The sequence below is a fragment of the Streptomyces europaeiscabiei genome (assembly GCF_001550375.1).
In the GTDB taxonomy this organism is placed as follows: Bacteria; Actinomycetota; Actinomycetes; order Streptomycetales; family Streptomycetaceae; genus Streptomyces; species Streptomyces europaeiscabiei.
The window spans coordinates 1-23,968 of the sequence record NZ_LRTR01000654.1; the positions used below are offsets into that span (position 1 = coordinate 1).

The following is a 23,968-nucleotide window of genomic DNA, read 5'->3' on the forward strand; positions in this document are numbered from 1 at the left end:
CCAGCCGCACCCCCCCCCGGCCCACCCCAACCGGCACCCCCGCCCCACCCCCCGCACGATGCAAGGGAACCAGGGAACCGCCGACCGGCGGCGGTCCGCACGGTCCGTGCCTTCGGGAGGATCCGCAATGACCGCGATGACCGCCAGTCTGGAGCAGCTGCGCCGCTGCCACTTCGGCGTCGACCTCGGAGCCGCCCGGACCCGGGTGTATGTGAAGGGCGCGGGCCTGGTCGTGGACCAGCCGAGCGTGGCCGCCGTGAACACCCGGACGGGCGCGCTGATCGCGGTCGGGGAGTTCGCGGAGAGGATGATGGGCCGTACGCCCGACTACATCCGGGTCGTACGGCCCGTCTCCGGCGGCACGGTGGTCGACATCGAGATGGCACAGCGCATGCTGCGCCAGCTCCTGGGCGACAGGGTCCGCCGCAACCTGCGCCGCAAACCCGTCCTGCGCGCCGCCGCGTGCACCCCGCACGGCGCGGACCCGCTCGCCCAGCGCGCCACGATCGAGACCCTCGTGGGCCTCGGCGCCCGCCGTGTGGAACTGGTCGACACGCTCATCGCGGCGGCCGTCGGCTGCGGACTGCCGGTCGAGCAGCCCGAGGCCACGATGATCATGGTCTGCGGGGCGGGGGCGACCGAGCTCGCCGTCCTCTCCCTCGGCTCGGTGGTCAGCGCCGTACGCATCCCCGTCGGCGGCGAGGCCATCGACCACGCGATCGTGCAGCACCTGCGTCTGCGGCACGAGCTGACACTGCCCAGCCAGTCCGTACGACCGCTCCAGCTCGCCCTCTCCGGCAACGGCCTCACCCCGCACGGCCCCGCCTCCACCGAGATCCACGGCCTCGACGTGGCGACCGGGCTCGCGCGCTCCGTCCAGGTGGACACCGCGGCCGTGCGCGACGCCATCCAGACCCCGCTGACCGCCGTGGTCGACGGCATCGGCAAGGTGCTGCGCGACTGCCCGCCCGACCTGGTGGCCGACCTCGCCGACCGCGGCATCATGATGGTCGGCGGCAGTGCCCTCCTCCCCGGCTTCGACCAGATGCTCCGCCACGCCACCGGCATGCCGGTGGGCATCGCCGAACGCCCCGACGTCTGTGCCGCCCTCGGTATCGGCGCCATGCTGGAGGGCCGCATCGCACCCATCAGCCTGGACCCGGTGGGCGACTGACGACGATCCCGCCACAGGCGCCCCCGGGCACCCCTACGAACACTTCTCCGAACAGTTCTCCGGGCATTCCCGCGCGCATTGCTCCGAGCGTTCCTCCGGGCATTCCCACCAGTGGCAGCACCCGGAGCACGCAGGGGCGGCCGGCACCACGGCGGTCACCCGGCGGTCGCCCCCGTGAGCCCACGACGCCCCACCGAACGCCCGTACGCGTCGTTCTCGCCGAAGTCCCCCGACGCTAGGGTTACTTGGAGGAACGCGGCCACGGAGGTGAGTACACGAATGCCAGGGCCCGTGACCCGCATCGGTATCACCGGACACCGGGAGATCCCCCAAGCCGCACTCTCCGCCGTCCGCTCGGGCATCCGGGCGGAGTTACGGGGCCGCCCCGCCACCACCCGGGCCCTCAGCAGCCTCGCCGCCGGCGCCGACCAGCTCTTCGCGGAGATCGCCCTCGAAAGCGGATTGCGGCTGGCCGCCGTGATCCCCGGCATGGACTACGAGGCCCACCTCGGCGACGACGAAGTCCGGGCCGCCTACCGCCGGCTCCTCAAGTGCTCCGGCGAGCGCGTCGAACTGCCGCGCGAACGCACCCACGAGGAGGCGTACTACGCGGCCGGCCGCTACATCGTCGACCACGCGGACCGCATGATCGCCATCTGGGACGGCGCCCCGTCCCGCGGCCTCGGCGGTACGGCGGACATCGTCGGCTACGCCCACCTCACCGGCGTCCCGGTGACGGTGCTGTGGAGTCCGGGCGTACGTCGCGCCTGACCTGAGCGCCCCGCTCCTCCGCCGTCCCGTCAGGACCCGAACCGCGCCAGCCAGTCCGTGTGCTGCGGCGAGACCAGCCGCTCCGCCTCCGCGACCGCGTCGGCCCAGCCGTCCTCCCTGACGGTGGTGCTCATGGCGACGCGCAGGGTCTCCAGGTCCTGTTCGACGAGCTTGTGCGCGTAGGTCAGCGGCCGGTGCCGCCGGACCTCCTGCCAGGCCACGCCCGCCGCGGCCGCGGCGCTCAGGACTCCGGTCGGATCCCAGCGGCCCTCGATCAGCCCGCCGGCCCTGAGCACGGCGGCGAGCAGCGCCAACAGTGTCAGAAAGGTCGTCGTACCCGACCAGCGCACGGACGCACGGTGCCCCTGCCCGGACCTGCCGCCGTACCAGGCGAGTTGCTCCATGACCCGGTCACGGAGGTAGATGTCGCGCCGCGCCGCGAGCGGCTTGGCACGCACCGCACGCATCATCGGCGTGATCTGCCCGAGCCCCCGTTCGGTCGCGTCTTCGCGCGGATCGTCCCAGCCCACCTTGCGCAGTTCGCTGAGCCGTTCCTCCAGCCGTTCGGCGAACCGCGCCTCGGGGTTGACGAGCCGTGAGGGGAACGGCCCGCCATGAACCATGAACTGCCAGGCCAGCGACTTGACCACCTCGGCAGCGGCCCGATGAGCCTGCCACTGCGCCCGAGCACGGCGCCGGGAGGCGTAGACGCCGATCCCGACCGTCAGGGCGTAGAGCACCGCCGCGACGGCGGACGGCACCCGGCTCCCCATCCGTTCCGCCAGGGAGGCGGTCGCGGTCGCGAGGAGCAGGACGACCAGTTGTTTACGGACCACCTTGAAGGATTCGCCCTGATGGGTCATCGCCTTCTCATCGCACACACGGAACAGCGGGGCCAGATCTCGATCACTCACCGTAGTGCTGGGGCCGGGCGTCGCAGCCATGCACACCTCGTACGGATGCTGGGAGTCACAACGGAACGGTCATGCTCTCGTCAATCTTGAATTCCCGCCAGACCGCCTACGGGAGAACGAACACCCTTTACCGCCGGCGGCGTGCGATGCCTCGTCGTCGCATGAGAGAAACGCCCGAATCTCTGCGAGCCAGGTTTCTCGGGCCGTCAACATGTGGACGGAGACGACCATGTCCGCCACATCTCATCCGCAACAGATACCGAAGAGCCGCGCGGAGAACGGCAGGACCGCGCGCCCTGCCCGGTGAGGCCGAGTCCGAGAGTGACGACGTCTCACCCAGGCGCGGATGGCGTCCCGTGACGTTCCTCATCCCTCCGCCCCCCGCATCACGGCCGTCACCGCCGCAGGAGGCGGTACTGGTCTCATGATCGCTATCGACGCCGGGTACATACCGCCGCAAGTGGTCTGGCCTCTGGTCACGTTGTCGTCAGCGGCATGCTGTACGACCTCGGCCGCAGGGCACTCCGCCGACACGGCTGACAATCGACACGAAGGTGGGCCCGGACACCATGCGATACACATTGCCCACCCGACCTAGGGACTGAGAAGATGACCGTGCGGCCTTGTGCTTGTCGCACCCTCGTCCTGCACCACCCCCTGACTCCAGCGCCGGACCTCCGTTCCCTCAGGAACGGAATCCCGGCCTCGAACCAAGGTGAAGCAAATAGAGATGATTTCGCCGGACAGGAACAACACCACACACGGGCCGGCCACCATTCCGTCGCCCCCCAGGAAACCAGCACGCCTTTCTCGGATGTCCCCCTTGGAGAGCAGAGCCAGAAGGGCCATCGAGCGAGTCGTCCACGCTCCGGGAGCGGAAGTCGAGCCTGGCACCCTCTTCAATTCGAGCCTCTAGCCTCGCACGCGCCCAGGGCGCCAAGCACCCTGCGCCGCTACGGAATTCGGGGCTCAGGCTGTGAGCCCCGAGCAGTCGAGGCGGGCAGCCGCAAGGAGTGAGGGTGCCGCACATGCCGATCCGGGAAGTGGTCCTCAAGATCCACAGCAGATGCGACCTGGCCTGCGACCACTGCTACGTGTACGAACACGCCGACCAGAGCTGGCATGGACGTCCACCGGTGATCTCCGAGGGGGCCCTCGGGCAAGCTGCCCGCCGACTGGCCGAGTACGCCACCGAGCACGAACTCACGTCCGTCACGGTGATCCTGCACGGCGGAGAACCCCTCCTCGTGGGACCGGCCCGACTCCGGCACATCTGCGCGGAACTCGCTCGCACCCTGACCCCGGTCACCGTTCTCGACCTGCGTATCCACACCAACGGCGTGCGGCTGGACCGAGCGCACCTGGACGTCCTCAAGGAATTCAACGTCAGGGTCGGGCTCTCTCTCGACGGCGACCGCGCCGCCAACGACCGCCATCGGCGCGACCGCAGGGGGCGTAGCAGCTACGAACGGGTGTTGCAGGGACTGGAGTTGCTCCGCGACCCGGAGTACCAGCACCTCTACCAGGGGCTGCTATGCACGGTGGACGTGGCCAACGACCCGGTCGCGGTGCACGACGCTCTCACCGCCCTCACCCCGCCCCGCCTCGACTATCTCCTTCCCCACGCCACCTGGCAGGCGCCGCCTCCCGGCCGTACCGAAACGGCCACACCCTACGCGGACTGGCTCCTCGCGGTCTTCGATCGCTGGGAGGAGCAGGGACGCCCCATGCCGGTGCGTGTCTTCTCCTCGGTCCTCAGCACCCTGCGCGGCGGCCCTTCCCTCACCGAATCGATGGGGCTTGCGCCGACCGAGCTGGCGGTCGTCGAGACCGATGGCACATTCGAACAGGCCGACTCCCTGAAGACGGCATTCGACGGTGCCCCCGCGACCGGTTACGACGTTTTCCGCCACGGCTTCGCAGAGTTCGCCCGCCATCCGGGCGTACTCGCCCGGCAGTCGGGCATCGCCGGCGTCAGTGAGACCTGTCGGCGCTGTCCGGTCGTCGAGTCCTGCGGCGGAGGTCTCTACGCCCATCGGTACAGCACCGAACGGGGCTTCGACAACCCGTCCGTCTACTGCGCGGACCTGCGCTCGTTCATCGAGGGCGTCGCCGAGCGGATCACCGAACGCACACTCGCTCCGGCGGTCACCGGTGCCGGCGAACTGGAGCTGGCGCAACTGGAGTTGGATCACGCACTGTTGGCCGACCTGAACACACGCCTCGTCGGGTCACTCGACTGGGACACGCTCTGGCGACTCCTGGTCCGGCTGGACTCGGACATGACGACGGCCCCCCATCTGGACACGGTCCTCACTCATCCCTACCTCCGGCCGGCGCTGCTCCGCTCCTGGCGAGGCCCGTTGGACCTGCCCCGCCTCATGGCCGCGGGGGTCGCCGCCGCGGTGCGCGCCCGTGCCGAGGCGACCCTGGCGTGGGACCACACCGACGTCTCCGTGCATCTCCCGACGCTGGGGACCGTAGGACTGTCACGACCCGGCCGTGTCGAGTTCAGGGTGAGTGCCGACGGCTTCCGGGTACGCGGCATGTCCTCCGGCCGGGACGACGGCGAGGATGTCGAAGAGACCACGGAGTGGCGCCCCTTGCGATCGCTGAACCTCCCGAGCGGACCACCGCTCCTGCTCGACGACGCCGATCCGTACCGCGACTGCTATCCGTCGCCGGTCACCCCACCGCTGAGGCCGTCCGACGCGAACGTCTTCCGGGAGCGTCTGCGGACGGCGTACGCGCTCCTCGACGAACGCGTTCCGCACTGGCGTCAGGACAACAACGCGCCGGCCACCACCACCATCACCCCGCTCGGCGCCGGCGCCGGCCTACAACTCGGCAGCGGCGGCATGAGAGCGCTGGGAGTGGCCGTCGACTTCGCCCCGGAAGACTTCGTCCGCGAACTGCCCCGCCTGGGGCGTCGGGCGCGGCTCACCGCCCTGCGCCAGGTCGCCGATCTGAACGTGCCGGGCAACCGAGCCGGACAATTGCTCGATCTCGTCAGCGACACCATGGGCAGAGCCGTACCCTTTTCCTCCCGTGCCGCCGAGGCATGGCGTCGAGCGAGGTGCGCCCTGGACGAACTGGCCGCGCTGCCGGACTCGGACCTCACGGAGACCGGCGCGTACCTGGCCGACGAACTGAGAACGGAGTGGACGGCTCTCCATGACTGACACCACCCGACTTCGCCAAGCGCTGGAGGAGTTGGGCATCCGCCAGGGCGGCATCCTCATGGTGCACGCCTCCCTCAGTGGTACGGGCCTCTCACCCGCAGCCGTGAGTTCCACTCTGTGCGACCTCCTGGGCCCCGACGGCACACTCGTCGTGCCCGCCTTCACTCCGGAGAACTCCGACACGTCTCCCGCCTACCGCACCCTGACTCACGGAATGACCGAGCGGGAGAGAAACGAGTTCCACAAGGCCATGCAACCCTTCGAGGAGGATGCCACCCCGTGTCCCACGATGGGCGCACTGGCCGAACACATACGGACCACGCCCGGCGCCGTACGCAGCGCCCACCCCCAGACCTCCTTCGCCGCGATCGGCGCCCGGGCCGCCGAGCTCCTCAGCGACCACGATCCTCGCTGTCACCTCGGAGAGCGCTCCCCCCTGGCCCGCCTTTACGCGGCCGATGCCCAGGTCCTCCTGCTCCGTGTCGGCTTCGAGGCCTGCACAGCCTTCCATCTCGCCGAGTACCGCATGACCCCGCCGCCGCCCGCCCGCACCTATCGCTGTGTGGTGGGCCGCAAGGGCAACTGGATCTCCTACGAGGACGCCGTACTGGACGACAGCGACTTTTCGGCACTCGGCGCACAGCTACCACGTGCGCTTTTCTCCGAGACGGAAATCGCGGGAAGAACGGTGTTGCTCTTCGGGATGCGAGACACTGTGGACGCTGCCCAAGTCGAGATATCCGGATATCGACAAAGAACGGCGAGAATCGAAGACCCCAATGGGGGCAGCGGGGCCGAACCGTCACCGGCTTGAGCCGGATGAGGCGGTCGCCGAAGTACACACGAGGTCATCAGTGGCAGGGGGCATGCGGTGGCACCTCAACAGGGATGGGGCTCGCTCGACAACCGGCCCTATTTCTTCCTGAGTTACGCCCACACCCCGGCCTGGGGGCCGGACGGCGGAGACCCCGACCACTGGGTGCATACGCTTTTCAAGGATCTGTGCAACCACGTCATGGCCCTCACCGATCTACCGGCAGGCGCACCCGCCGGTTTCATGGACCGGGAACTGCGCTCGGGGCAGGGCTGGCCGGAAAAGCTGAGCGAGAACCTGGCGACCTGCCGCGTGTTCGTCCCGCTGTTCTCCCCCCGCTACTTCAGCAGCGAGATGTGCGGGCGGGAGTGGTACGCGTTCAACGAGCGCATCATGCAGGCCAAAGCGGCGACAGGCGCGTCGGACCTGCCCGCCATCGTGCCGGCGCTCTGGACCCAAGTGGACTTCCGCCACCTCCCGGAGTCGGTACGGCACATCCATGTCGACCACTCCTCGTTCGGTGAGCGGTATCTGGCCCACGGAATCTATGGACTGATCAAGCTCAAGAGGCTGAGAGACGAGTACGACGAGGCTGTCATGACGCTCGCCCAGCGGATTGTGCGAGTCGCCCACGACTCGCCGCTGCCGACGGCCCGCCCTCGTCCGTACGAGTCGACACCCAGCGCTTTCAAGCCTCGTGGCGAAGGACCCCGTCGCATTCATCTGACCGTGGTGGCGCCCACCCTGAGCGCCAAGCCGGAGCATCGGGACAGCCGCCCATACGGCGACAGCGCCCAGGAATGGAACCCGTATCACAGCGAGTCGGCCCGGCCGCTGCCCACACTCGCGGAGGAGCTGATCCGGTCGCTGGACTACCGGATCACTGTGTCCGACTTCGACAACGACCCATGGGAGTGGGGCGACTTCGGCCCACTCGAACCCGATCAGCACTCCACGGACGAGAATGCTCTGTCGAGTCATCCGGGGATCCTGCTGATCGACCGATGGGCGATCGCGGACGAGGAACGGCGGCGCAGGCTCAAGATATTCGATGCGAGCGCGCGCCCGTGGATCAGTGCGATCGTCCCATGGAACCGCTCCGACCTGCAGTGCCATACCGAGGAGGGGCAACAGCTGGCGGCGGAACTGGACCGAACACTGCCGCTGATCCTGGAGCGGGGCCGTCGCACCGAGTGCCGCATCGCGGTCATGGGCGTGCCCACCCTCAAGGCGTTCACCGACATCCTCCCGGCGCTTGTGGCCCATACGACACGGCAGTACCTCAGGCACGCGGAGGCTCATCCACCTCCCGGACAGCATCTTCCCCGCCCCCGACTCACCGGGCCCATCTACACCTCGTATCCCGAAGCGGGGATCGACGCAGGAGGCGAATCATGACGACGCAGGGTGGACGCATCATCACGTTCTACTCGTACAAGGGCGGTACGGGTCGAACAATGGCGCTCGCCAACACCGCGTGGATTCTCGCCTCCAGCGGCAAGCGTGTGCTGACCATCGACTGGGACCTGGAGGCACCGGGCCTGCACCGGTTCTTCAAGCCCTTCCTCGACCCCAACGCGCTCGCCGCCACCACCGGCGTGATCGACATCATCACCGAGTACAGCTGGGCGGCGACTACGGGAGGCCCACGTCGTGGCCCCTGGCACCTGGATTTCGCGCGGGTCGATGAGCACGCCGTCTCGCTCATGCCCGAGCGCCACGGTCTGTCCTTCCCGGAAGGCGGCACGCTCGACTTTCTGTCCGCAGGCCGACAGAACCGCGAGTACTCGGCGACCGTGACGTCCTTCGAATGGGACAACTTCTACGAGCGCCTGGGAGGAGGTCTCTTCCTGGATGCGCTGCGGGACGACATGAGAGCCAACTACGACTATGTCCTCATCGACAGCCGTACCGGCCTCTCCGACAACGCGGACATCTGCACCATCCAGATGCCCGACGTCGTCGTCACCTGCTTCACACTGAGCGACCAGGCAATGGACGGTGCGGCTGCCGTGGCCGCCTCGATCGAAGCGAAGCTCACCAAACGACGCATCCAGTTGCTTCCCGTACCCATGCGCGTGGACGAGGGCGAGAAGCAGAAGGTGGACGCGGGGCGGGCGCTCGCCCGGCTGAAGTTCGATGGACTGCCCAAGGGCATCGGCGGACAAGCCCGAACCTCCGAACAACTCGACGCGTACTGGGGAGCGGTCGAGATCCCGTACCGCCCGTACTACGCCTATGAGGAGACGCTCGCAACCGTCGGGGACAAGAGCGGTAAGCCCAACTCCCTGCTGTCCGCCTTCGAACGGCTCACCGCGGAGATCTCCGCCGGTGAAGTGACGCACATGCCACCGATCCCCGAACAGGCACGGTTGCGCTGCCTGGAGGTCTTCACCCGCCGACCGCCGCTGGTGACCCAGCCCGAAGTCCTGATCGTGTACGCGGCCGAGAACCGCCTGTGGGCCGAGTGGTCGGAGTCGGTGTGCAGGCGCGCCGGTTGCAACGTGACCCTGCACGACGTGTCCAGCCACCCACTGGTGCGCCCGACCGCCGGGGCACGCCCCGTGGTGCTGCTGTCGAGTGCCTTTCTGAGCGCCCGGAACGCGCCCGCCACCTGGCACATCTTGATGGAGCACGGTGAGGATCAGCCGCACACCCCCGGTGTCGCGTTCCGCATCGACGACGTCCGGCCCACCGGGATCTACTCCGGTTCCACGGCCGACCTGCACACACTGGACGAGACGCAATCCACCGCAGTCCTGCTCGGGTCCTTGGGTGTGGAGGTGGAAGCCTCGGCCGGCGGCGTGGGCCCCAGCTTCCCGGCGCGCACACCGACGGTATGGGCGGTACCGACGCGCAACACCACCTTCACCGGACGGGCGCTCGTTCTCGACCAACTCCGTGACCAGTTGCAAGGGGGCATGTCCGTCGTCCTGCCGAGGCCTCAGGCGCTGTTCGGACTCGGCGGTGTCGGCAAGACGCAGGTGGCCCTGGAGTACGTGCACCGGTTCATGGCCGACTACGACCTGGTGTGGTGGATCTCCGCCGAGCACATCGAAAACGTCATCGCCTCACTGGCGGAGCTCGGCGCTGAGATCGGCGCAACAGGTGGTGACGACATCACGCTGGTCAGCCAGGAGGCCGTGCACATGCTGGCCCGCGACGTGCCGACGAAGCGCTGGCTCCTCGTTTTCGACAACGCCGACGACCCCGCTGACCTGACCAGGTTCCTCCCGAGGGGTGGCAGCGGTCACATCCTGGTGACCTCTCGCAACCAGGCCTGGGCCTCACAGGCCGAGTCCCTGCCCGTCGCCGTTTTCACCCGTGAGGAAAGCATCGAGCATCTCTCCCGACGCGCTCCCGGGCTGAGCGCGGAGGAGGCCGACCGAGTGGCGGAGGCCGTCGGCGACCTACCACTCGCCGTGGAGCAGGCCGCGGCCTGGCTCGCCGAGACCGCGACACCGGTCGATGGGTACCTGCTCCTGCTGGCTGAGCAGGCCACGAACGTACTGAGCCTCAACCGGGCGGCCGACTACCCGGACACTGTAGCCAAGACCTGGCTCGTGTCCATCGCCCGGCTGCGGGAGCGCTCACCCGCCTCGGTGCGGCTGCTCCAGGTGTGCGCGTTCATGGGCCCGGAGCCCATCTCCTCCCATCTGCTCTACAGCAAGAACATGCTCGACGAACTGAGGACGGTGGATCCCACCCTTCAGGAAACACTGCTGCTGGGCCGAGTCATCCGGGAGATCGCCCGCCTCGCTCTCGCCCAGGTCGACCAGGCCGGCAGCAGCATCCAGATCCACCGCCTGGTGCAGGCCGTGATCCGCTCCCAGCTCACCGAGGACGAACAACAGCGAGCCAGGCATGTCGTGCATCTGGTCCTCGCCGGAGCCCGGCCGCAGCACGACGAACCCACGGACAACCCCGACAGCTGGCCGCTTTTCGAGACCATCTGGCCTCATCTCCAGGTCTCCGGCGTCCGAGACTGTGACGAGCCCGAACCTCGACGCCTGCTCATCGACCGTGTCCGCTATCTGTGGAAGCGCGGAGGTTTCACTGCCGCGGCACAGCTCGCCCAGGACCTGTTGGAGCAGTGGAGGTGCACCCTGGGCGAGGACGACATCCAGTACCTGTACCTGCGCGCCCAACTCGCCAACGTGCGGCGTTCCCAGGGGCGTTACGTGGAGGCCCGGGAGATCGACGAGGATGTGCTGGATCGGCAGAGCCGTGTCCTCGGCCCGACTCATCCGCACACCTACATGACGACGTCCAGTCTGAGTGGCGACCTCACGGCACTCGGTGAGTACCGTTCTGCGGTCGAGCGGGCTCGCGAAGCCTACGACGGGTACGGGCAGATCTTCCACGAGTCCCATCCGCGGACGCTCAACGCCGCCAACAACCTCGCTCTCGCCCTGCGCATGGTCGGCAGGTACGGCGAAGCACGGGACATCGACCAGGACACCTACGACCGTCGCAAGGAGGTTCTGGGTCCCAACCATCCGAACACCCTCTCGTCGGCATCGAGTCTCGGCCGTGACCTGCGTGAAGTGGGCCGCTACACGGACTCGGTCAAGCTCCTGGAGGAGGCGTACGCATCACACAAGGAGTACCTGGGCAAGACCTTCCCGGGCACACTGAGCTGCGCCAAGGCGCTGGCCGTGTCGTTGCGTCGGGCAGGGCTGTTCGCGGAAGCGGTACGGCTGACCACGGCGACACAGGCCGAGTACAGAACCCAGTACGAAGTACCCACACCTGATTCGCTGGCCTGCGACCTGAACTGGGCCGCCGATCTGTACGCCACGGGCAAACGGGAGCAGGCTCGGCGGGAGGCGCAGGTGGCGCTGACGGAGTACATGAAGGTTCCGGGCGAAAAGCACCCGTACACCTTGGCCGCGCTCAACAATCTGGCCATCTACCAGTGGAGTTGCGGGAGCGACGAAGCAGAACCCGCGTTCCTGCGGGCATGTGAACTCATGGCCGAAGTGCTGGGCGAACGACACCCCCACACTCTCTTCTGCCGCGCCAACCGCGCCAATGTCCTCGCCGACCAAGGGCGTCTGGAGGAAGCACGGCAGGAAGAGGAGTCGGCGCATGGCGCCTTGAAGGAGATCCTGGGCGCCCGCCACCCGGAAACGCTCGCTGTGGGCAACAACTTGGCGCTGACACTGCGCCAGCTCGGCCAGGTGGCGGAAGCAGAGCACATGAGCAGGGACACGCTGGTAGCACTGGAGCAGCAGACAGCAGCCTTGGGCTCCAACAACGCGATCCTGCAACTGGTCAGCCAGCGGCAGCGGGTCTACCGGGATCTGGAACCGCTGGCGGTGTAAGCAGTCCCCGAGCGTAAGGAGGGAGCGTCTTCGGCGCTCGCCTCGCCTGATCGAGTGACTGGGGTGTCAGTGGAGGGCATCTCCTTGAGGAGCCAGCCCAGCACTTCCGGCAAGGCTCGCAGAGCGGCGAAATGCGCGGCAGCCGGCTCAAGGACACACGTGGCCCGCGGAATGCGATCGGCCAGCCACGACGAGTGTGCGGGCGGGGAGAAGACATCCCGCGCACCGTGCCAGAGCAGGACGGGCGCTGCGATGTCCGCTGGATCGAACCCCCATGGCCCCGCAAGGGCCAGCGCGTCGTCGATCCAGCCGTAGGGCGAAGTGCGTAGTGCCTCAAGGTAGTTGCGCATCAGCATGGAGCGGATGCCGTTGTCGGAGACGATCCTGCGGTCGTCATCGGTCAGATCCTGCCGGATTTGCTCCAGCAACTTGGCTGGATCGGAGCGGATCGCATTGGATCGCGGGATGAGCCTGGCCATGAAGCGCTCGGGGTCCTTGAACGCCGTGCGGAATTCATCGACGTTGGAGGCCGACATTCCCTCATCCCAGTTCAGTCCCTCCGCGTCGCGTGGCGCCAGGGTGACCAGAGCGGCCGCTCTGGTCACCCGCTGCGGCAGCCGAGCCGCGCAGGCCAACGCGTGAGGAGCGCCCCCGGAGCGGCCCACAACAGCGAAGCGGCCCACGCCCAGCGCGTCGGCGATCGCGGTCACGTCCTCGGCAACGTCCACGACCCTGCGGCCTTGCATACGATCGGATCCGCCGTATCCCGGGCGGTCATAACTGATCAGCCGCACGCCTCGCTGGTAGAGGAACATGGAGCGAGGCCGGGGGCCGACACGGCTGCCGGGCATGCCGTGCAGCAGGAAGACCGGACGCCCACGCGGATCCCCCGAGCACTCGACCCGCAACAGCCGCCCATCCGGCGTCCGGACACGGTCCAGCGTCGGCACCAGGTCCTGCACAGCGCTTCCCCTCTCCTGGCCCCACCGACCGGGACCACGCTGCCGGAACTCGTCCCGTGCGTCCAGACAACGCCACCGTATTGCTGCCAAGCTAGCTCAGCGTCACCATGTTTGGCGCCACGCCGGAACAGACGTCCCCACGGGCGGGCAGTCATGTTGGACGTAGGCGTTCGAGGCGAGAGCAGGGGTGGCCGGTTCTGTCGACCCGCAGGCAGAGGCCGACAGCAAGCCGCACCCACACGACCCCCTTCACGGGCCCATGCCCGACGCGTGTCTTGACTTCACCATCCCTTCACGTCAGATTCGAGGCTCCGCACACCGCCCGGGGTGAACGGGAGCGTTGCCGCCGGGGGAACAGCACGGCCACCTGTCCCTTCATGAGGCTGGAGCGTCCGGCATGTCCAAGAGCGCGGGTCCTGAGAGACGTACGGGGGCAGAGGCGGGTCCCAGTCGGCGGCGGGTGCTGGGGACTGCCGCGGGTGCGGGGGTCGCGGTCGCGGCCGGCGGGGTCGCGGGGAGTCCGGCCGTTGCCGCCACTCCGCCGCTTCTCGGTACCTACGACGTCGTCGTCATCGGCTCCGGCGCGGCCGGGATGACCGCCGCGCTCACGGCCGCGAAGCAGGGGCTGAGCTGTGTCGTCGTGGAGAAGGCGCCGACCTTCGGGGGGTCGGCGGCGCGGTCGGGCGCCGGGATCTGGCTGCCGAACAACAGCGTGATCAAGGCGGCCGGGGTGCCGGACACCCCGGCCAAGGCGGCGCAGTACCTCGCGGCCGTGGTCGGGGACGAGGTGCCCGCCGACCGGCAGAAGGCGTTCCTCGACCACGGGCCCGCCATGCTGTCGTTCGTCATGGCCAACAGCCCGCTCAGGTTCCGGTGGATGGAGGGGTACAGCGACTACTACCCGGAGCTGCCGGGCGGCTTGCCGAACGGGCGGTCCATCGAGCCGGATCAGTTCGACGGGAACCTGCTGGGGGACGAGCTGGCTCGGCTGAATCCCGCCTATCTGGCCACACCGGCCGGGATGGTGGTGTTCAGCGCCGACTACAAGTGGCTCGCGCTGACCGCCGTGAGCGTGAAGGGGCTGGCCGTGGCGACGGAGTGCCTCGCCCGGGGTACGAAGGCCGCGCTGCTCGGGCAGAAGCCGCTCACCATGGGGCAGGCACTGGCGGGCGGGCTGCGGGCCGGGCTGCTCGGCGCCGGTGTACCGGTGTGGCTCAACACTCCTTTGACGGACCTGTACTCGGAGAACGGGGCGGTGACGGGGGCGGTCGTGACCAAGAACGGCTCCGCCGGGCTCGTCCGGGCCCGTCGGGGCGTCGTCGTCGGCTCCGGCGGCTTCGAGCACAACGCGGCCATGCGGGCGCAGTACCAGGAGCAGCCCATCGGCACGCAGTGGACGGTGGGGGCGAAGGAGAACACCGGGGACGGGATACGGGCCGGTCGGCGGGCCGGCGCCGATCTCGCGCTCATGGACGACGCCTGGTGGGGTCCGGCCATCGCCACCCCCGGTCAGCCGTGGTTCTGTCTCGCCGAACGCACGCTGCCCGGCGGCCTGTTGGTCAACGGGGCGGGGGCGCGGTTCGTCAACGAGGCGGGGCCGTACAGCGATGTCGTCCACACGATGTACGACAAGGACACCCCGTCCGCCTCGCACATCCCGGCCTGGCTGATCGTCGACCAGAACTACCGCAACCGGTACCTCTTCAAGGACATCGTGCCGACCTTCCCGTTCCCCGACGAGTGGTACGACGCCGGGGCCGCCCACAAGGCGTGGACACTCGACGCGCTGGCCGGCGCGATCGGCGTCCCCGCCGCCGCCCTCCGTTCCACCGTCGACCGCTTCAACTCCCTTGCCCGGCAGGGGGACGACACGGACTTCGGGCGCGGCGACAGCGCGTACGACCACTACTACGCGGACCCGTCCGTGCACCCCAACTCCTGCCTGGCGCCCCTGTGGTTGCCGCCCTACTACGCCCTGCGCATCGTCCCGGGCGACCTCGGCACCAAGGGCGGTCTCCTCACCGACGCCCGCGCCCGCGTCCTGCGCCCGGACGGCACGGTGATCCCGGGCCTGTACGCGGCGGGCAACGCCAGCGCCGCCGTGATGGGCCGCAGTTACGCCGGCGCCGGGTCGACGATCGGGCCCGCGATGACGTTCGGGTACGTGGCCGCGCTGGACATCGCGGGAAAGCTCTAGGCCGGCGCCTCGTGGAGTCGTAGGTCGATCCACTGGATCGTGTCGCCGTCCAGCAGATAGCGCTCGGTCTCCGTGAAACCGTGGGCGAGCGCGAACCGCAGGCCGTCCGCGTTCGATTCCAGTACGCAGGTCTCGACCACCCGGGCGCCCAGTTCCCGCGCCCGCCGCAACGCCCGCCCGTACAGCTGCTCGCCGAACCCCTGCTTCCGGTGTTCGGCGAGCACGCGCGCGATGACCGTCGCCGTGGCGGTGTCCCCCTCGGGCGGGCGGACCGTGGAGTTGCCGACGAGGACGCCGTCGACGTGGGCGAGTTCGAGGTGGTGGCGTTCGGCGCGCTCGCGGACGTCGGCGAGCGAGAGCAGATGGGTCGGGATGATCGTGTTGTGGACGTACCGCCAGGCTTCGAGTTCCTCGTCCCCGGCGGTGCCGTCCACGCGCTTGATGTCGAGGTCCGTCACGGCTCCAGCCTAGACAGCGCCCGGGTCGAGCGGGTCGAGCGGGTCGAGGAGGGCGTACGCCCGTACCGGGAACGTCCCCATGCCCTCGACGGCCGGGGGCGCGGCGTGGAAACGGAAGCCCTGCGCGGGCAGTTGCTCCAGGCCCCGCAGGTGTTCCACGACGGGGATACCCGCGGCGAGCAGGCCGGTGTGGGCGGGGCGGGTGCCGTCGTCGGTGTCGTCGATGTTGAGGGAGTCGATGCCGACGAGGACGACGTCCTGCTCGACGAGCCACGCGAGGGCGTCGGCGGTGAGGTAGGGGTGGCCGTGGCCGTACCGCTCGGCGCCCCAGTGCCGGTCCCAGCCGGTGTGGATCAGCACCGCCCGGCCCGTCACGTCGTACGGCAGCAGCGCCTCCCGGTCCACGGCCCGGCGCCCGGTGTCGGGGATCCGTACGACGACACCGTCGAGATCGATGAGACTGCCGAGCGGCAGACCGGCGAGGTCGTGGCCGCCGTCGAAGCGGTGGTAGGGGCTGTCGACGTAGGTACCGGTGTTGGACACCATCGAGATACGGCCCATGGCGAACTCGGTGCCGGGCGCGTAGATCTCCCGCGACGCCTCCCGGGTGAGGTGGTCGCCGATCTCGGGCCCGGGAAGTCCGGGGTAGGTGATCATCCCGTGCCGGATGGGATGGCTGAGGTCGACGATCCGCCGTTGCTTGCTGGTCATGCCCCGATCCTCCCTGCAGTACCACTTCATCACAAGCAAGATTTACTGAAGCGGCACTACAGTACGGCTTATGGAACTGGATCCCCGCCGACTGCGCGTCCTGCGTGCGGTGGCGTTGCGCGGTGGTGTGGTGGACGCGGCGAAGGTGCTGCATCTGACGCCGTCGGCCGTGTCGCAGCATCTGGCGCAGCTGGAGCGGGAGGTGGGCCAGCCGCTGGTGGACCGGTCGCGGCGCCGGGCGGGTCTGACCCCGGCGGGGCGGCTGCTGGCGGCGCGGGCCGAGCGTATCGAGCACGAACTGGCGGAGGCGCGCCGTGAACTCGCCGAGCTGACCGGCCGTTCGACCGGGCCGGTGACGGTCGCCGCGTTCTCCTCGGCGGTGTGCCATCTGCTCGTCCCCGCCCTCGGCGCCCTCGCCCGCACCCACCCGGGGCTGGAACCGAGGGTGGTGGAGGCGGAGGGTCCCGAGGCCCTGCGCGAGCTGCGGACCGGCGGTCTGGACCTGCTGGTCGTCGAGTACGACGGCGACGATCCCGACCCGGACGAGCAGTGGCGTGATCTGGCCTCCGCGCCGGTCGCCGACGACGAGTACCGCGTGATCACCCCCGCCGACTGGTCACCCCCGCCCCGCTCGGTCCGGGACCTGGCCGACCGCCCCTGGGTCACCGCGCCACCCGGCACGGCCTGCGGCCGCGCCCTGGCCCGTATCTCCGCCCAGTACGCCTTCACCCCGCAGCGCGCCCACACCGCCCTGGAGTTCCCGACCACCCTGGCCCTCGTCCGGGCGGGCCTCGGTGCGGCGGTCGTCCCCACCCTCGCCCTGACCGACGCGCCGCCCGAAACGGTGGCCCTGCCGACGGTCCCGATGGCGGGCCACCGCCGCATCGCGGCGGTGTGGCCCGACTCTCCGTCCGGCCCTCAGCCCCGGACGTCCGCGCTGGTCGAGGTGCTCCGCCAGTCGGCCACGGCGTTGGGGTTGGCCCCCGTGGCCACGGGCTGAGGGGAGCGCCCCCTTCAAGGGCGCCGGGCTGTGACACATGCGGCTCCCCCACACGGGCGCGACCGGCCACGACAAACCCTGGCCCTGGCCCTGGCCCTGGCCGCCCTGCGCGCCCGCACCCGCACCCGCACCCGCACCCGCACCCGCACCCGCCGGATCACACTCCCGGTTGTGCGGCTCACCCGGGTCCTACGGCGCGTCGGGGACGGGTGTGTGCTGCACCCCGAGGTCGATCCGGCCGTCCGCCGTGGCGATGGCCGCGGTGATCTCGTCGCCCTCGCGCAGATAGCGCGGGTTGCAGGCCCGGCTTGAAGTACGCCTGCCACTTCACCGCGGGCGGCAGCAGCGCGCCGATCTTCTCTCGGATCCGTCAAGGAATCACCGAACGGACTCGGCGTGCTCGGCGCGCTCGGCGCGCTCGGCGCGCTCCTCCGCACGCTCCTCGCCCGGCGCCCCGGTCTCCTGACCGGCCTCCTGCTCGCCCCTCTGCTCGGACTCGGACTCCTGCCCGGCCCTCTGCTCGGACTCGGACTCCTGCCCGGCCCTCTGCTCGGCCCTCTTGCCGAACGCCCGCCGGCCCGGCAGGACCGCGAGGACGATCACTGTTCCGGCGGCCATGATGATCCCGCCGATGAGGCTGGTCTGGGCGACGCCGTGGGCGAAGGCCTGGTGGACGGCGTCCACGACCGCCTGGGCCTGCTGGGGACCGGCGGACGGATCCCGGGCGATGCGCTCGGCGACGGCCAGGCCACCGCCGACCGAGTCCGTGGCGGTCTCCATCGCCGCGGCCGGGAGCCGGTTGCCGACCAGGTCGGTCAGCTCGTCCCGGTAGGCCGTGCCCAGCAGCGAGCCCAGCACCGCGATGCCCAGCGCACCGCCCAGCTCCAGCGCGGTGTCGTTGGCGCCGCCGCCCACACCCAGCTCGGACTCGGGGAAGGAGTCCATGATCGTGTCGGTCGCCGGGGAGACGCTCAGCCCGATCGCGAAGCCCAGCATCATCATCGGCGCCAGAAAGTCGGCGTACGTCGAGCCCTTGTCGACCTGGGTGAGCAGGAACACGCCCGCCGTACCGACGACCATGCCGGTCACGATCATCGCCTTCACGCCCAGCTTCGGGGTCAGCCTGCCGGTCACCACGGCACCGAGGAACACCGCGCCGGCCAGCGGCAGCAGCCGTACCCCGGTCTCCAGGGCGTCATGGCCGAGGACGAACTGCAGGAACTGCGTGGAGTAGTAGATCGCGCCGAACGTACCGAAGAAGAAGAACAGGACCGCGAGCATCGAGCCGCTGAAGGGCCGCAGCGCGAACTTGCGGACATCCAGCATCGGTTGCGGGTGACGCAGCTCCCAGGCGACGAAGGCGACCAGGCCGACACCGGCGGCCACGGCCGCGGTGACGGGGCCGGCGCCCCAGCCGAAGTGCGGGCCCTCGATGGCCGCGTAGACCAGGGAACCGACGGAGACGATCGACAGCAGACCGCCGACGTAGTCGATCCGGCCCATGCCCTCCGCCCTGGACGGCGGCACGAGGGCGAGCGCGCCGACGACGGCGACGACGGCGATGGGCACGTTGATCAGGAAGGTCGAGCCCCAGGCGTGGTCCTCCAGCAGCCAGCCGGCCACCAGCGGGCCGACGGCGATGGCCAGACCGGAGGTCGCGGTCCAGGCGGTGATGGCCTTGACCCGCTCGCGCCGGGGGAAGGTCGCGACCAGCAGGGACAGCGTGGCCGGCATCACGACCGCGGCACCGACGCCCATGATCGCGCGGGCCGCGACGACCAGCGAGGTCTCGTCGACCAGGCTGCCCATCACCGAACCGCCCGCGAAGATCACCAGACCGGTGACCAGCGCGCCGCGCCGGCTGTACTTGTCGCCGATCGAGCCCAGCACCAGCATCAGCGCCGCGTACGGGACGGTGTAGCCGTCGACGACCCACTGCAGATCGCTGCTGCTCAGGCCCAGGTCGGTGGTCATGTCGGGGGCGGCCACGATCAGGGACGTGTTCGCCATCACCACGATCAGCAGGCTCAGGCACAGCACGATCAGTGCCCACCAGCGCCGCGCGTACGGCCCGGTCATCTTCTCCACGGGGGTGTTCGCGAGGAAGGGCATCGAAAGCTCCTAAGGGGACGGGTAGGACGGGCGGCATCACTTAATTGCCCATCGATGTGCAGACTAGTTTGTTGCCCATCGGTGTGCAACTATCGCGACACCCCCTCCCCCACCCGATCCCGAGGTGCCGATGTGACCAGCCGACCGGCGGCGACTCCGTACCCGGCGCAGCGCCGTGCCGCGCGCGCCACCCGCGCCCGGATCCTGGAGGCGGCCAGGCGGGAGCTGACCCGCGACCCCGACAGCCGTCTGGAGGACATAGCCGCAGCCGCCGGTGTGGCCCGGCGCACCGTCTACGTCCACTTCGCCGGCCGGGCCGCGCTCGTGGAGGGCCTGGCCGCGGAGGCCGCGGAGGCGATCCGGCTCGCGGTCACGGGCGCCTGCGCCGCCACCGCCGATCCCGCGACCGACCTGGCACGTTTCGTGATCACCGCCTGGCCGGTCGGTGACCGCTTCCGCACCCTCATCCGGCTGGCCCGCCAGGACCTCGGCCCCGACCGCGTCAACGAACTGCTGGCCCCGGCCCGCGACCTGGTCACCGGGGTCCTTGCCCGCGGTCAGCGGCAGGGCGCCTTCCAGACCACGGTTCCCCCCGCCCCGCTCAGCCGGGCCATCGAGGCCCATCTGCTGGCCCTGCTCGACCGCGTCAACCGCGGCCTGTGGTCCGACGACGGCACCAGCGCCGCCTGCGCCGCCCTGATCACCGCCGGAGTCGCCCCCGACACCGCCGCCACGGCAGTCGGCCGCCTACGCCGGACCGGGTCGCCCCCACAGCCCTCGGAAACCCCCGGCTTCCCCTGAAACCGGCAGTCGGCCCCGGTGCCGTCCCGCCCGCACGCCCTACGGCCCCGTACGCCGGGTCAGGCGTCCTCGGCCGGGGCCGTGCGCATCTCCGACGCGACCTCCTCGACCACCGCGATCGCCCGCTTCTCGGGCACACCGGCCGCGATCAGGGTGGTGGCGGCGATCCGGTGCCCGTCGTCCTCCAACGCACCGGTGTTGACGGCCTCCAGGAGGGCGACGTGCATCGCCTCCAGGCCGGCGCTCTGTACGGCGGGCGGCAGATGGGAGTGGAAGACACCGTCCCGCTGGCCCCGCTCCAGGATGGTCGCCACCGCCTCCCGGGCCGGCGCCAGCACCTCGGCGACGCGCTCGGAACCGAGGTCCCGCCGGGCCAGCGCCAGGAGCATGCGGTAGCGGTCCCCCACCGGCCACATGGTGAACACGAACCGCGCCAGCGCCCGCTCCGCCGACTCCGTCGGCTCGGGCCCGGTCTCCACCGTCTTCCGCAGCGTCTCGGCGGCCTCCTCCGCGAGGGCCTCCAGCAGCGCCGCCCGCCCCGGGAAGTGCCCGAAGAGGGTGCGCCGCACGACCCCGGCGGCCCGCGCCAGCTCCTCCAGCGTGATGTCGGGGTTCCGCCCCAACTCCTCACGGGCCGTGGCCAGGATCCGCGCCCGGTTGGACCGCGAATTACGACGCAGCGGCTCGCGGGCCACGGACTTGGTCACGGAGACAACCTCTGAGGATCGGTACGGAGACAGGCGAGGGGAAAGAACAGCAGCCCCATTTTGTCACGCCGAGCCGGACGACAGGAGGACGACGAAAGGCCCACGAGAAGCCGACGAGAGGCCGACGGGACGACGACGGAAACCGGGCCGTGGGCACTGCGACCGCCGAAGCGCCCCGGCCCGTCCGAACCGCTGCCCTCAAGAGTCCTGCGATTTCCGCGCACGGAGTGGGCCGCCCGGCCGGGGAAGGGGCCGGTGACGCCTGGCGGGTCGGCCACGGCGTCCGGCACGCTCCCGGGCCGGAGGGAGTACGGTGACGGCACCGAGCGCACCTCGCATGCCGTCATCCGTTTCGGCGTCGCCCTTGGGGAACGGCAATGGCCGGAGCACATCGGACCCGGCCGGAAAAGAGCCGCACCATGCCTCCTGGCTCGTACCCTCGCGTTCGGCTTCCCCATCCTGTTCCGCGCCCCGTGGTAGCGGAGATCTCCTGATTCCCGAGGTGCTCTCCAGCATTCCGGCACCTCGCGCACGCCCTGGACCGACCTGGAGGATGCAGGACACATGTATTCACAAGACGCGATCTCCGGCCGCCGCCGCGGCCGCCCCGAACCGACCGCCGAGATGCTCTCCGGGCTTGCCTGTCTCATCTGCGGCACCGACTACCGCAGCGCGCCGGACACCGAGGCGGTGGTGGTCTCCCACCGCGACGACAAGCAACAGCTCGCCTGCCACGGGACGTGCGCACGGCTGGCGAGCGGATCGGTCTCCGGCCTGAACGAGACACCACTCCCGCTGGCCGAGCGCCTGCGCGGGCACCAGGCCGACCCCTCCTGACCCGGCCCTCCGGCTGCCACGACAAGCAGGTTGCCGGACGGCCCATTGGCATCCTGTCGGCTCAGCTCGTCACACGGAAGGCGCATGCAGTCCTCGGCGAAACGGCCGGTGGCGGCGTCGTGAGCCTGCTGGAGGCCGAACCCGAAAGTGCCGCAGGTGCCGCAGTGGACGCAGTGGACGTACGACCACGGCATCCGTACGGAATCAGGACTCGCACAGGCGACTTGTTCATGAGACTCAGTCGATATGATGCAGTCATGGCTCACGTTTCCGCGGCCGAGCGCCGCCCTCAGCTGATCAAAGCAGCCATCGACTACATGACGAGGGAAGGAGTCGCGGCCGGGAGTACCCGTGCCATCGCCGCCGAGTTGGGGGTGGCCCAGGCTACGGTGCACTACACCTTCGGCACGAAGGAAGTGCTGTACCGCGCCGTCATGGAGCAGCTCACCCAGGATCTGACCGCCCAGGTCGAGCAGGCCGCGCCGGCCGACGCCGGATTCGAGGAGACGACCGCCGCCCTGACCGCCGCCCTGTGGCGAACGGTGCTCGAACAGCCCGCCAGCCATCAGCTCCTCACGGAACTGACCATGTTCGCGCTTCGCTCCCCCGCCCTGAGCGAGGCCCTCGACAGCCACTACCGGAGCATCACGGAGGTGACGGCGAAACTGGTGAGCGATGCGGCCGAGCGCACCGGCCAGCCCCTTGCCCAGCCCGCGGAAACGATTGCGCGGTTCTTCCTCGCCGGATTCGACGGACTCACCATGCAGCACCTCTCCCACCCCGACGAGGAGGTCGAGCGCACCTGCCTCCAGGCCTTCGTGTCCGCCGTGGTGGCCATGGCCGGCGGCCGGCTGGACCTGGTGCCCGTACCCGCGACCTGACGACGGCCGGGCGCTCTCCTACGGGACGAGCGCGCCGACCCGCGGCCTCGGTGGTGCGATACGGCGGACGGGTGGCCGTCGGGGGCAATGTGGGTCCTGGCGGCAGTCTCACCTCGCCGCTCAGCACGGGATCGCGCAGGAAGTCCTCGCTGAAGTTCTGGAAGAACCACCGAACCCGCAGCACGGTCCACTCCAGGCCCGCATGCTCCAGCGCCCGCTCCGTGGCCATGACGTGCTCCTGGGCGGGGCCCCAGGCATCTGACGGCGTGGACAACAGCACTGCCCGCCGGGCCCCGACGGCCTGGGCGGCCTGCGGGCTGCCGAGGTCGGGTACCACCAGATACATCCCCGTCACATCCCGCAGCGCGGGCTCCCAGGTGGTCCGGTCCGTCCAGTCGAAGGACGGTGTGCCGGAACGGGAGGCCGAGCGAACCGCCGCCCCCCGCTCCCGCAGCAGCCGCGCCACCCGGCGGCCCGTCTTGCCGCGTACGGCATGTCCTTGCTGCTGGCGGGCAAGGACGCGTTGAGGAGCACGGCGGAAGACGGTTCGTCGTCCGGCGGCTCCGGGTCGATGCCCCTCGACAGCGGATCGGCCGAGTCCGCATTTCCGGCCTCCTCGCTCTTCGCGGCCGGGCCGCACAGCGGCACCACGTTCGACATCATCGGCAGCGTGGGAGTCGCGATCCTCATGATCGTGGGCGCGACGGTGGCGATGGACCGCCTGCCGCTGCTGCGCCGCCTGGCCGCACCGGTCGTCGCCGTGGGCGCCATGTCCCTGACCGCCTACGTCGGCCACTTCGTCATTCAGGGCTGGTTGCCCTGGTTCGGCGCGACCTACGACGAGGAGTCCTGGGTGACGCTGATCATGTTCGTCCTCGGGGCGATCGTGTTCGCCGCGATCTGGTCCCGCTTCTTCCGCCGCGGACCCCTGGAGTATCTGCTCAACGCCGCCACCAGGCCGGCGAAGTACATCCGATGAGGCCCGGCCGGGGTGGCTGGACCCCCACGTCCCACCCGGCATGGACCGCTCACGGGCCGCTTCCGCACCCGGCCGGCCTCGGGCCGGGAAGCCTGCCCGCGAGCGGACGGCCACGCCGGCCTGTGTCCACGACCGCGAGCC

17 protein-coding genes and 2 pseudogenes are annotated in these 23,968 nt (G+C 69.9%); 12 read left to right on the plus strand and 7 right to left on the minus strand.

From position 1 onward, the window contains the following. Positions 1 to 136 precede the first annotated feature (136 nt). The gene (locus AWZ10_RS31825; protein WP_037704710.1) at positions 137 to 1,174 is read left to right on the plus strand and encodes a rod shape-determining protein; all 1,038 of its coding nucleotides are present in this window, start codon (positions 137 to 139) and stop codon (positions 1,172 to 1,174) included. Between the two features lie 291 nt (positions 1,175 to 1,465). Further along, positions 1,466 to 1,945 carry a hypothetical protein gene (locus tag AWZ10_RS31830; protein WP_046704612.1) on the plus strand — a complete coding sequence of 160 codons (480 nt, stop codon included), beginning with the start codon at positions 1,466 to 1,468 and terminating at the stop codon, positions 1,943 to 1,945. Between the two features lie 29 nt (positions 1,946 to 1,974). On the opposite strand, the gene AWZ10_RS31835 is transcribed toward AWZ10_RS31830, so the two are convergent. Next, complete coding sequence (locus AWZ10_RS31835; RefSeq protein WP_046704613.1) at positions 1,975 to 2,889, minus strand: DUF4231 domain-containing protein; 915 nt, start codon at positions 2,887 to 2,889, stop codon at positions 1,975 to 1,977. Positions 2,890 to 3,887: 998 nt separating this feature from the next. On the opposite strand from AWZ10_RS31835, the gene fxsBH reads away from it, so the two are divergent. Genes fxsBH through fxsT form a run of 4 tightly spaced genes read left to right on the plus strand, consistent with a single transcriptional unit; the run spans position 3,888 to position 12,182 of the window. Then, positions 3,888 to 6,041 carry a radical SAM/SPASM protein FxsBH, inactivated beta-hydroxylase extension form gene (gene fxsBH, locus AWZ10_RS31840; RefSeq protein WP_107417532.1) on the plus strand — a complete coding sequence of 718 codons (2,154 nt, stop codon included), beginning with the start codon at positions 3,888 to 3,890 and terminating at the stop codon, positions 6,039 to 6,041. Further along, the gene (locus tag AWZ10_RS31845) at positions 6,034 to 6,855 is read left to right on the plus strand and encodes an AAC(3) family N-acetyltransferase (RefSeq protein ID WP_046704615.1); all 822 of its coding nucleotides are present in this window, start codon (positions 6,034 to 6,036) and stop codon (positions 6,853 to 6,855) included. The genes fxsBH and AWZ10_RS31845 overlap by 8 nt, the downstream gene beginning before the upstream one ends. A gap of 57 nt (positions 6,856 to 6,912) precedes the next feature. After that, positions 6,913 to 8,253, plus strand: a complete 1,341-nt coding sequence (locus tag AWZ10_RS31850) for a TIR-like protein FxsC (RefSeq protein ID WP_159015046.1) — start codon at positions 6,913 to 6,915, stop codon at positions 8,251 to 8,253. Beyond that, positions 8,247 to 12,182, plus strand: a complete 3,936-nt coding sequence (gene fxsT / locus AWZ10_RS31855; protein WP_408995943.1) for an FxSxx-COOH system tetratricopeptide repeat protein — start codon at positions 8,247 to 8,249, stop codon at positions 12,180 to 12,182. Before AWZ10_RS31850 ends, fxsT begins: the two co-directional genes overlap by 7 nt. On the opposite strand, the gene AWZ10_RS31860 is transcribed toward fxsT, so the two are convergent. Further along, positions 12,152 to 13,144 carry an alpha/beta fold hydrolase gene (locus AWZ10_RS31860; RefSeq protein ID WP_078935316.1) on the minus strand — a complete coding sequence of 331 codons (993 nt, stop codon included), beginning with the start codon at positions 13,142 to 13,144 and terminating at the stop codon, positions 12,152 to 12,154. The two genes, fxsT and AWZ10_RS31860, sit on opposite strands and share 31 nt — an antisense overlap. Positions 13,145 to 13,541: 397 nt before the next feature. Between AWZ10_RS31860 and kstD the strand changes: the two genes are divergently transcribed. Then, the gene (gene kstD / locus AWZ10_RS31865; RefSeq protein WP_046704616.1) at positions 13,542 to 15,341 is read left to right on the plus strand and encodes a 3-oxosteroid 1-dehydrogenase; all 1,800 of its coding nucleotides are present in this window, start codon (positions 13,542 to 13,544) and stop codon (positions 15,339 to 15,341) included. Here kstD and AWZ10_RS31870 read toward each other — a convergent pair. Beyond that, complete coding sequence (locus AWZ10_RS31870; protein WP_046704617.1) at positions 15,338 to 15,799, minus strand: GNAT family N-acetyltransferase; 462 nt, start codon at positions 15,797 to 15,799, stop codon at positions 15,338 to 15,340. The genes kstD and AWZ10_RS31870 overlap by 4 nt on opposite strands. Before the next feature lie 9 nt (positions 15,800 to 15,808). After that, entirely contained in the window at positions 15,809 to 16,510 is a 702-nt protein-coding gene (locus tag AWZ10_RS31875; RefSeq protein WP_244172609.1) for a cyclase family protein, read from the minus strand. Between the two features lie 70 nt (positions 16,511 to 16,580). Between AWZ10_RS31875 and AWZ10_RS31880 the strand changes: the two genes are divergently transcribed. Further along, the gene (locus AWZ10_RS31880; RefSeq protein ID WP_060892698.1) at positions 16,581 to 17,510 is read left to right on the plus strand and encodes a LysR family transcriptional regulator; all 930 of its coding nucleotides are present in this window, start codon (positions 16,581 to 16,583) and stop codon (positions 17,508 to 17,510) included. Between the two features lie 189 nt (positions 17,511 to 17,699). Here the strand turns inward: AWZ10_RS31880 and AWZ10_RS54140 are convergent. Further along, a pseudogene (locus AWZ10_RS54140) lies at positions 17,700 to 17,871 on the minus strand (fumarylacetoacetate hydrolase family protein); the annotation flags it as partial. A 17-nt stretch (positions 17,872 to 17,888) separates the two neighbouring features. After that, positions 17,889 to 19,622, minus strand: coding sequence for an MFS transporter (locus tag AWZ10_RS31885; RefSeq protein ID WP_079104513.1), 1,734 nt, complete (start codon positions 19,620 to 19,622; stop codon positions 17,889 to 17,891). Between the two features lie 132 nt (positions 19,623 to 19,754). Between AWZ10_RS31885 and AWZ10_RS31890 the strand changes: the two genes are divergently transcribed. Then, the gene (locus tag AWZ10_RS31890) at positions 19,755 to 20,423 is read left to right on the plus strand and encodes a TetR/AcrR family transcriptional regulator (RefSeq protein ID WP_060892699.1); all 669 of its coding nucleotides are present in this window, start codon (positions 19,755 to 19,757) and stop codon (positions 20,421 to 20,423) included. 59 nt (positions 20,424 to 20,482) lie between these two features. On the opposite strand, the gene AWZ10_RS31895 is transcribed toward AWZ10_RS31890, so the two are convergent. Then, complete coding sequence (locus tag AWZ10_RS31895; RefSeq protein ID WP_046704621.1) at positions 20,483 to 21,130, minus strand: TetR family transcriptional regulator; 648 nt, start codon at positions 21,128 to 21,130, stop codon at positions 20,483 to 20,485. A 564-nt stretch (positions 21,131 to 21,694) separates the two neighbouring features. Between AWZ10_RS31895 and AWZ10_RS31900 the strand changes: the two genes are divergently transcribed. The 3 genes and pseudogenes from AWZ10_RS31900 to AWZ10_RS31910 form a co-directional block, all read left to right on the plus strand. Then, positions 21,695 to 21,967, plus strand: coding sequence for a hypothetical protein (locus tag AWZ10_RS31900; RefSeq protein WP_046704622.1), 273 nt, complete (start codon positions 21,695 to 21,697; stop codon positions 21,965 to 21,967). Between the two features lie 257 nt (positions 21,968 to 22,224). Further along, entirely contained in the window at positions 22,225 to 22,848 is a 624-nt protein-coding gene (locus tag AWZ10_RS31905; protein ID WP_060892700.1) for a TetR/AcrR family transcriptional regulator, read from the plus strand. 478 nt (positions 22,849 to 23,326) lie between these two features. Next, positions 23,327 to 23,827 (plus strand): annotated as a pseudogene (locus AWZ10_RS31910) (DUF418 domain-containing protein); the annotation flags it as partial. Between the last annotated feature and the right edge of the window lie 141 nt (positions 23,828 to 23,968).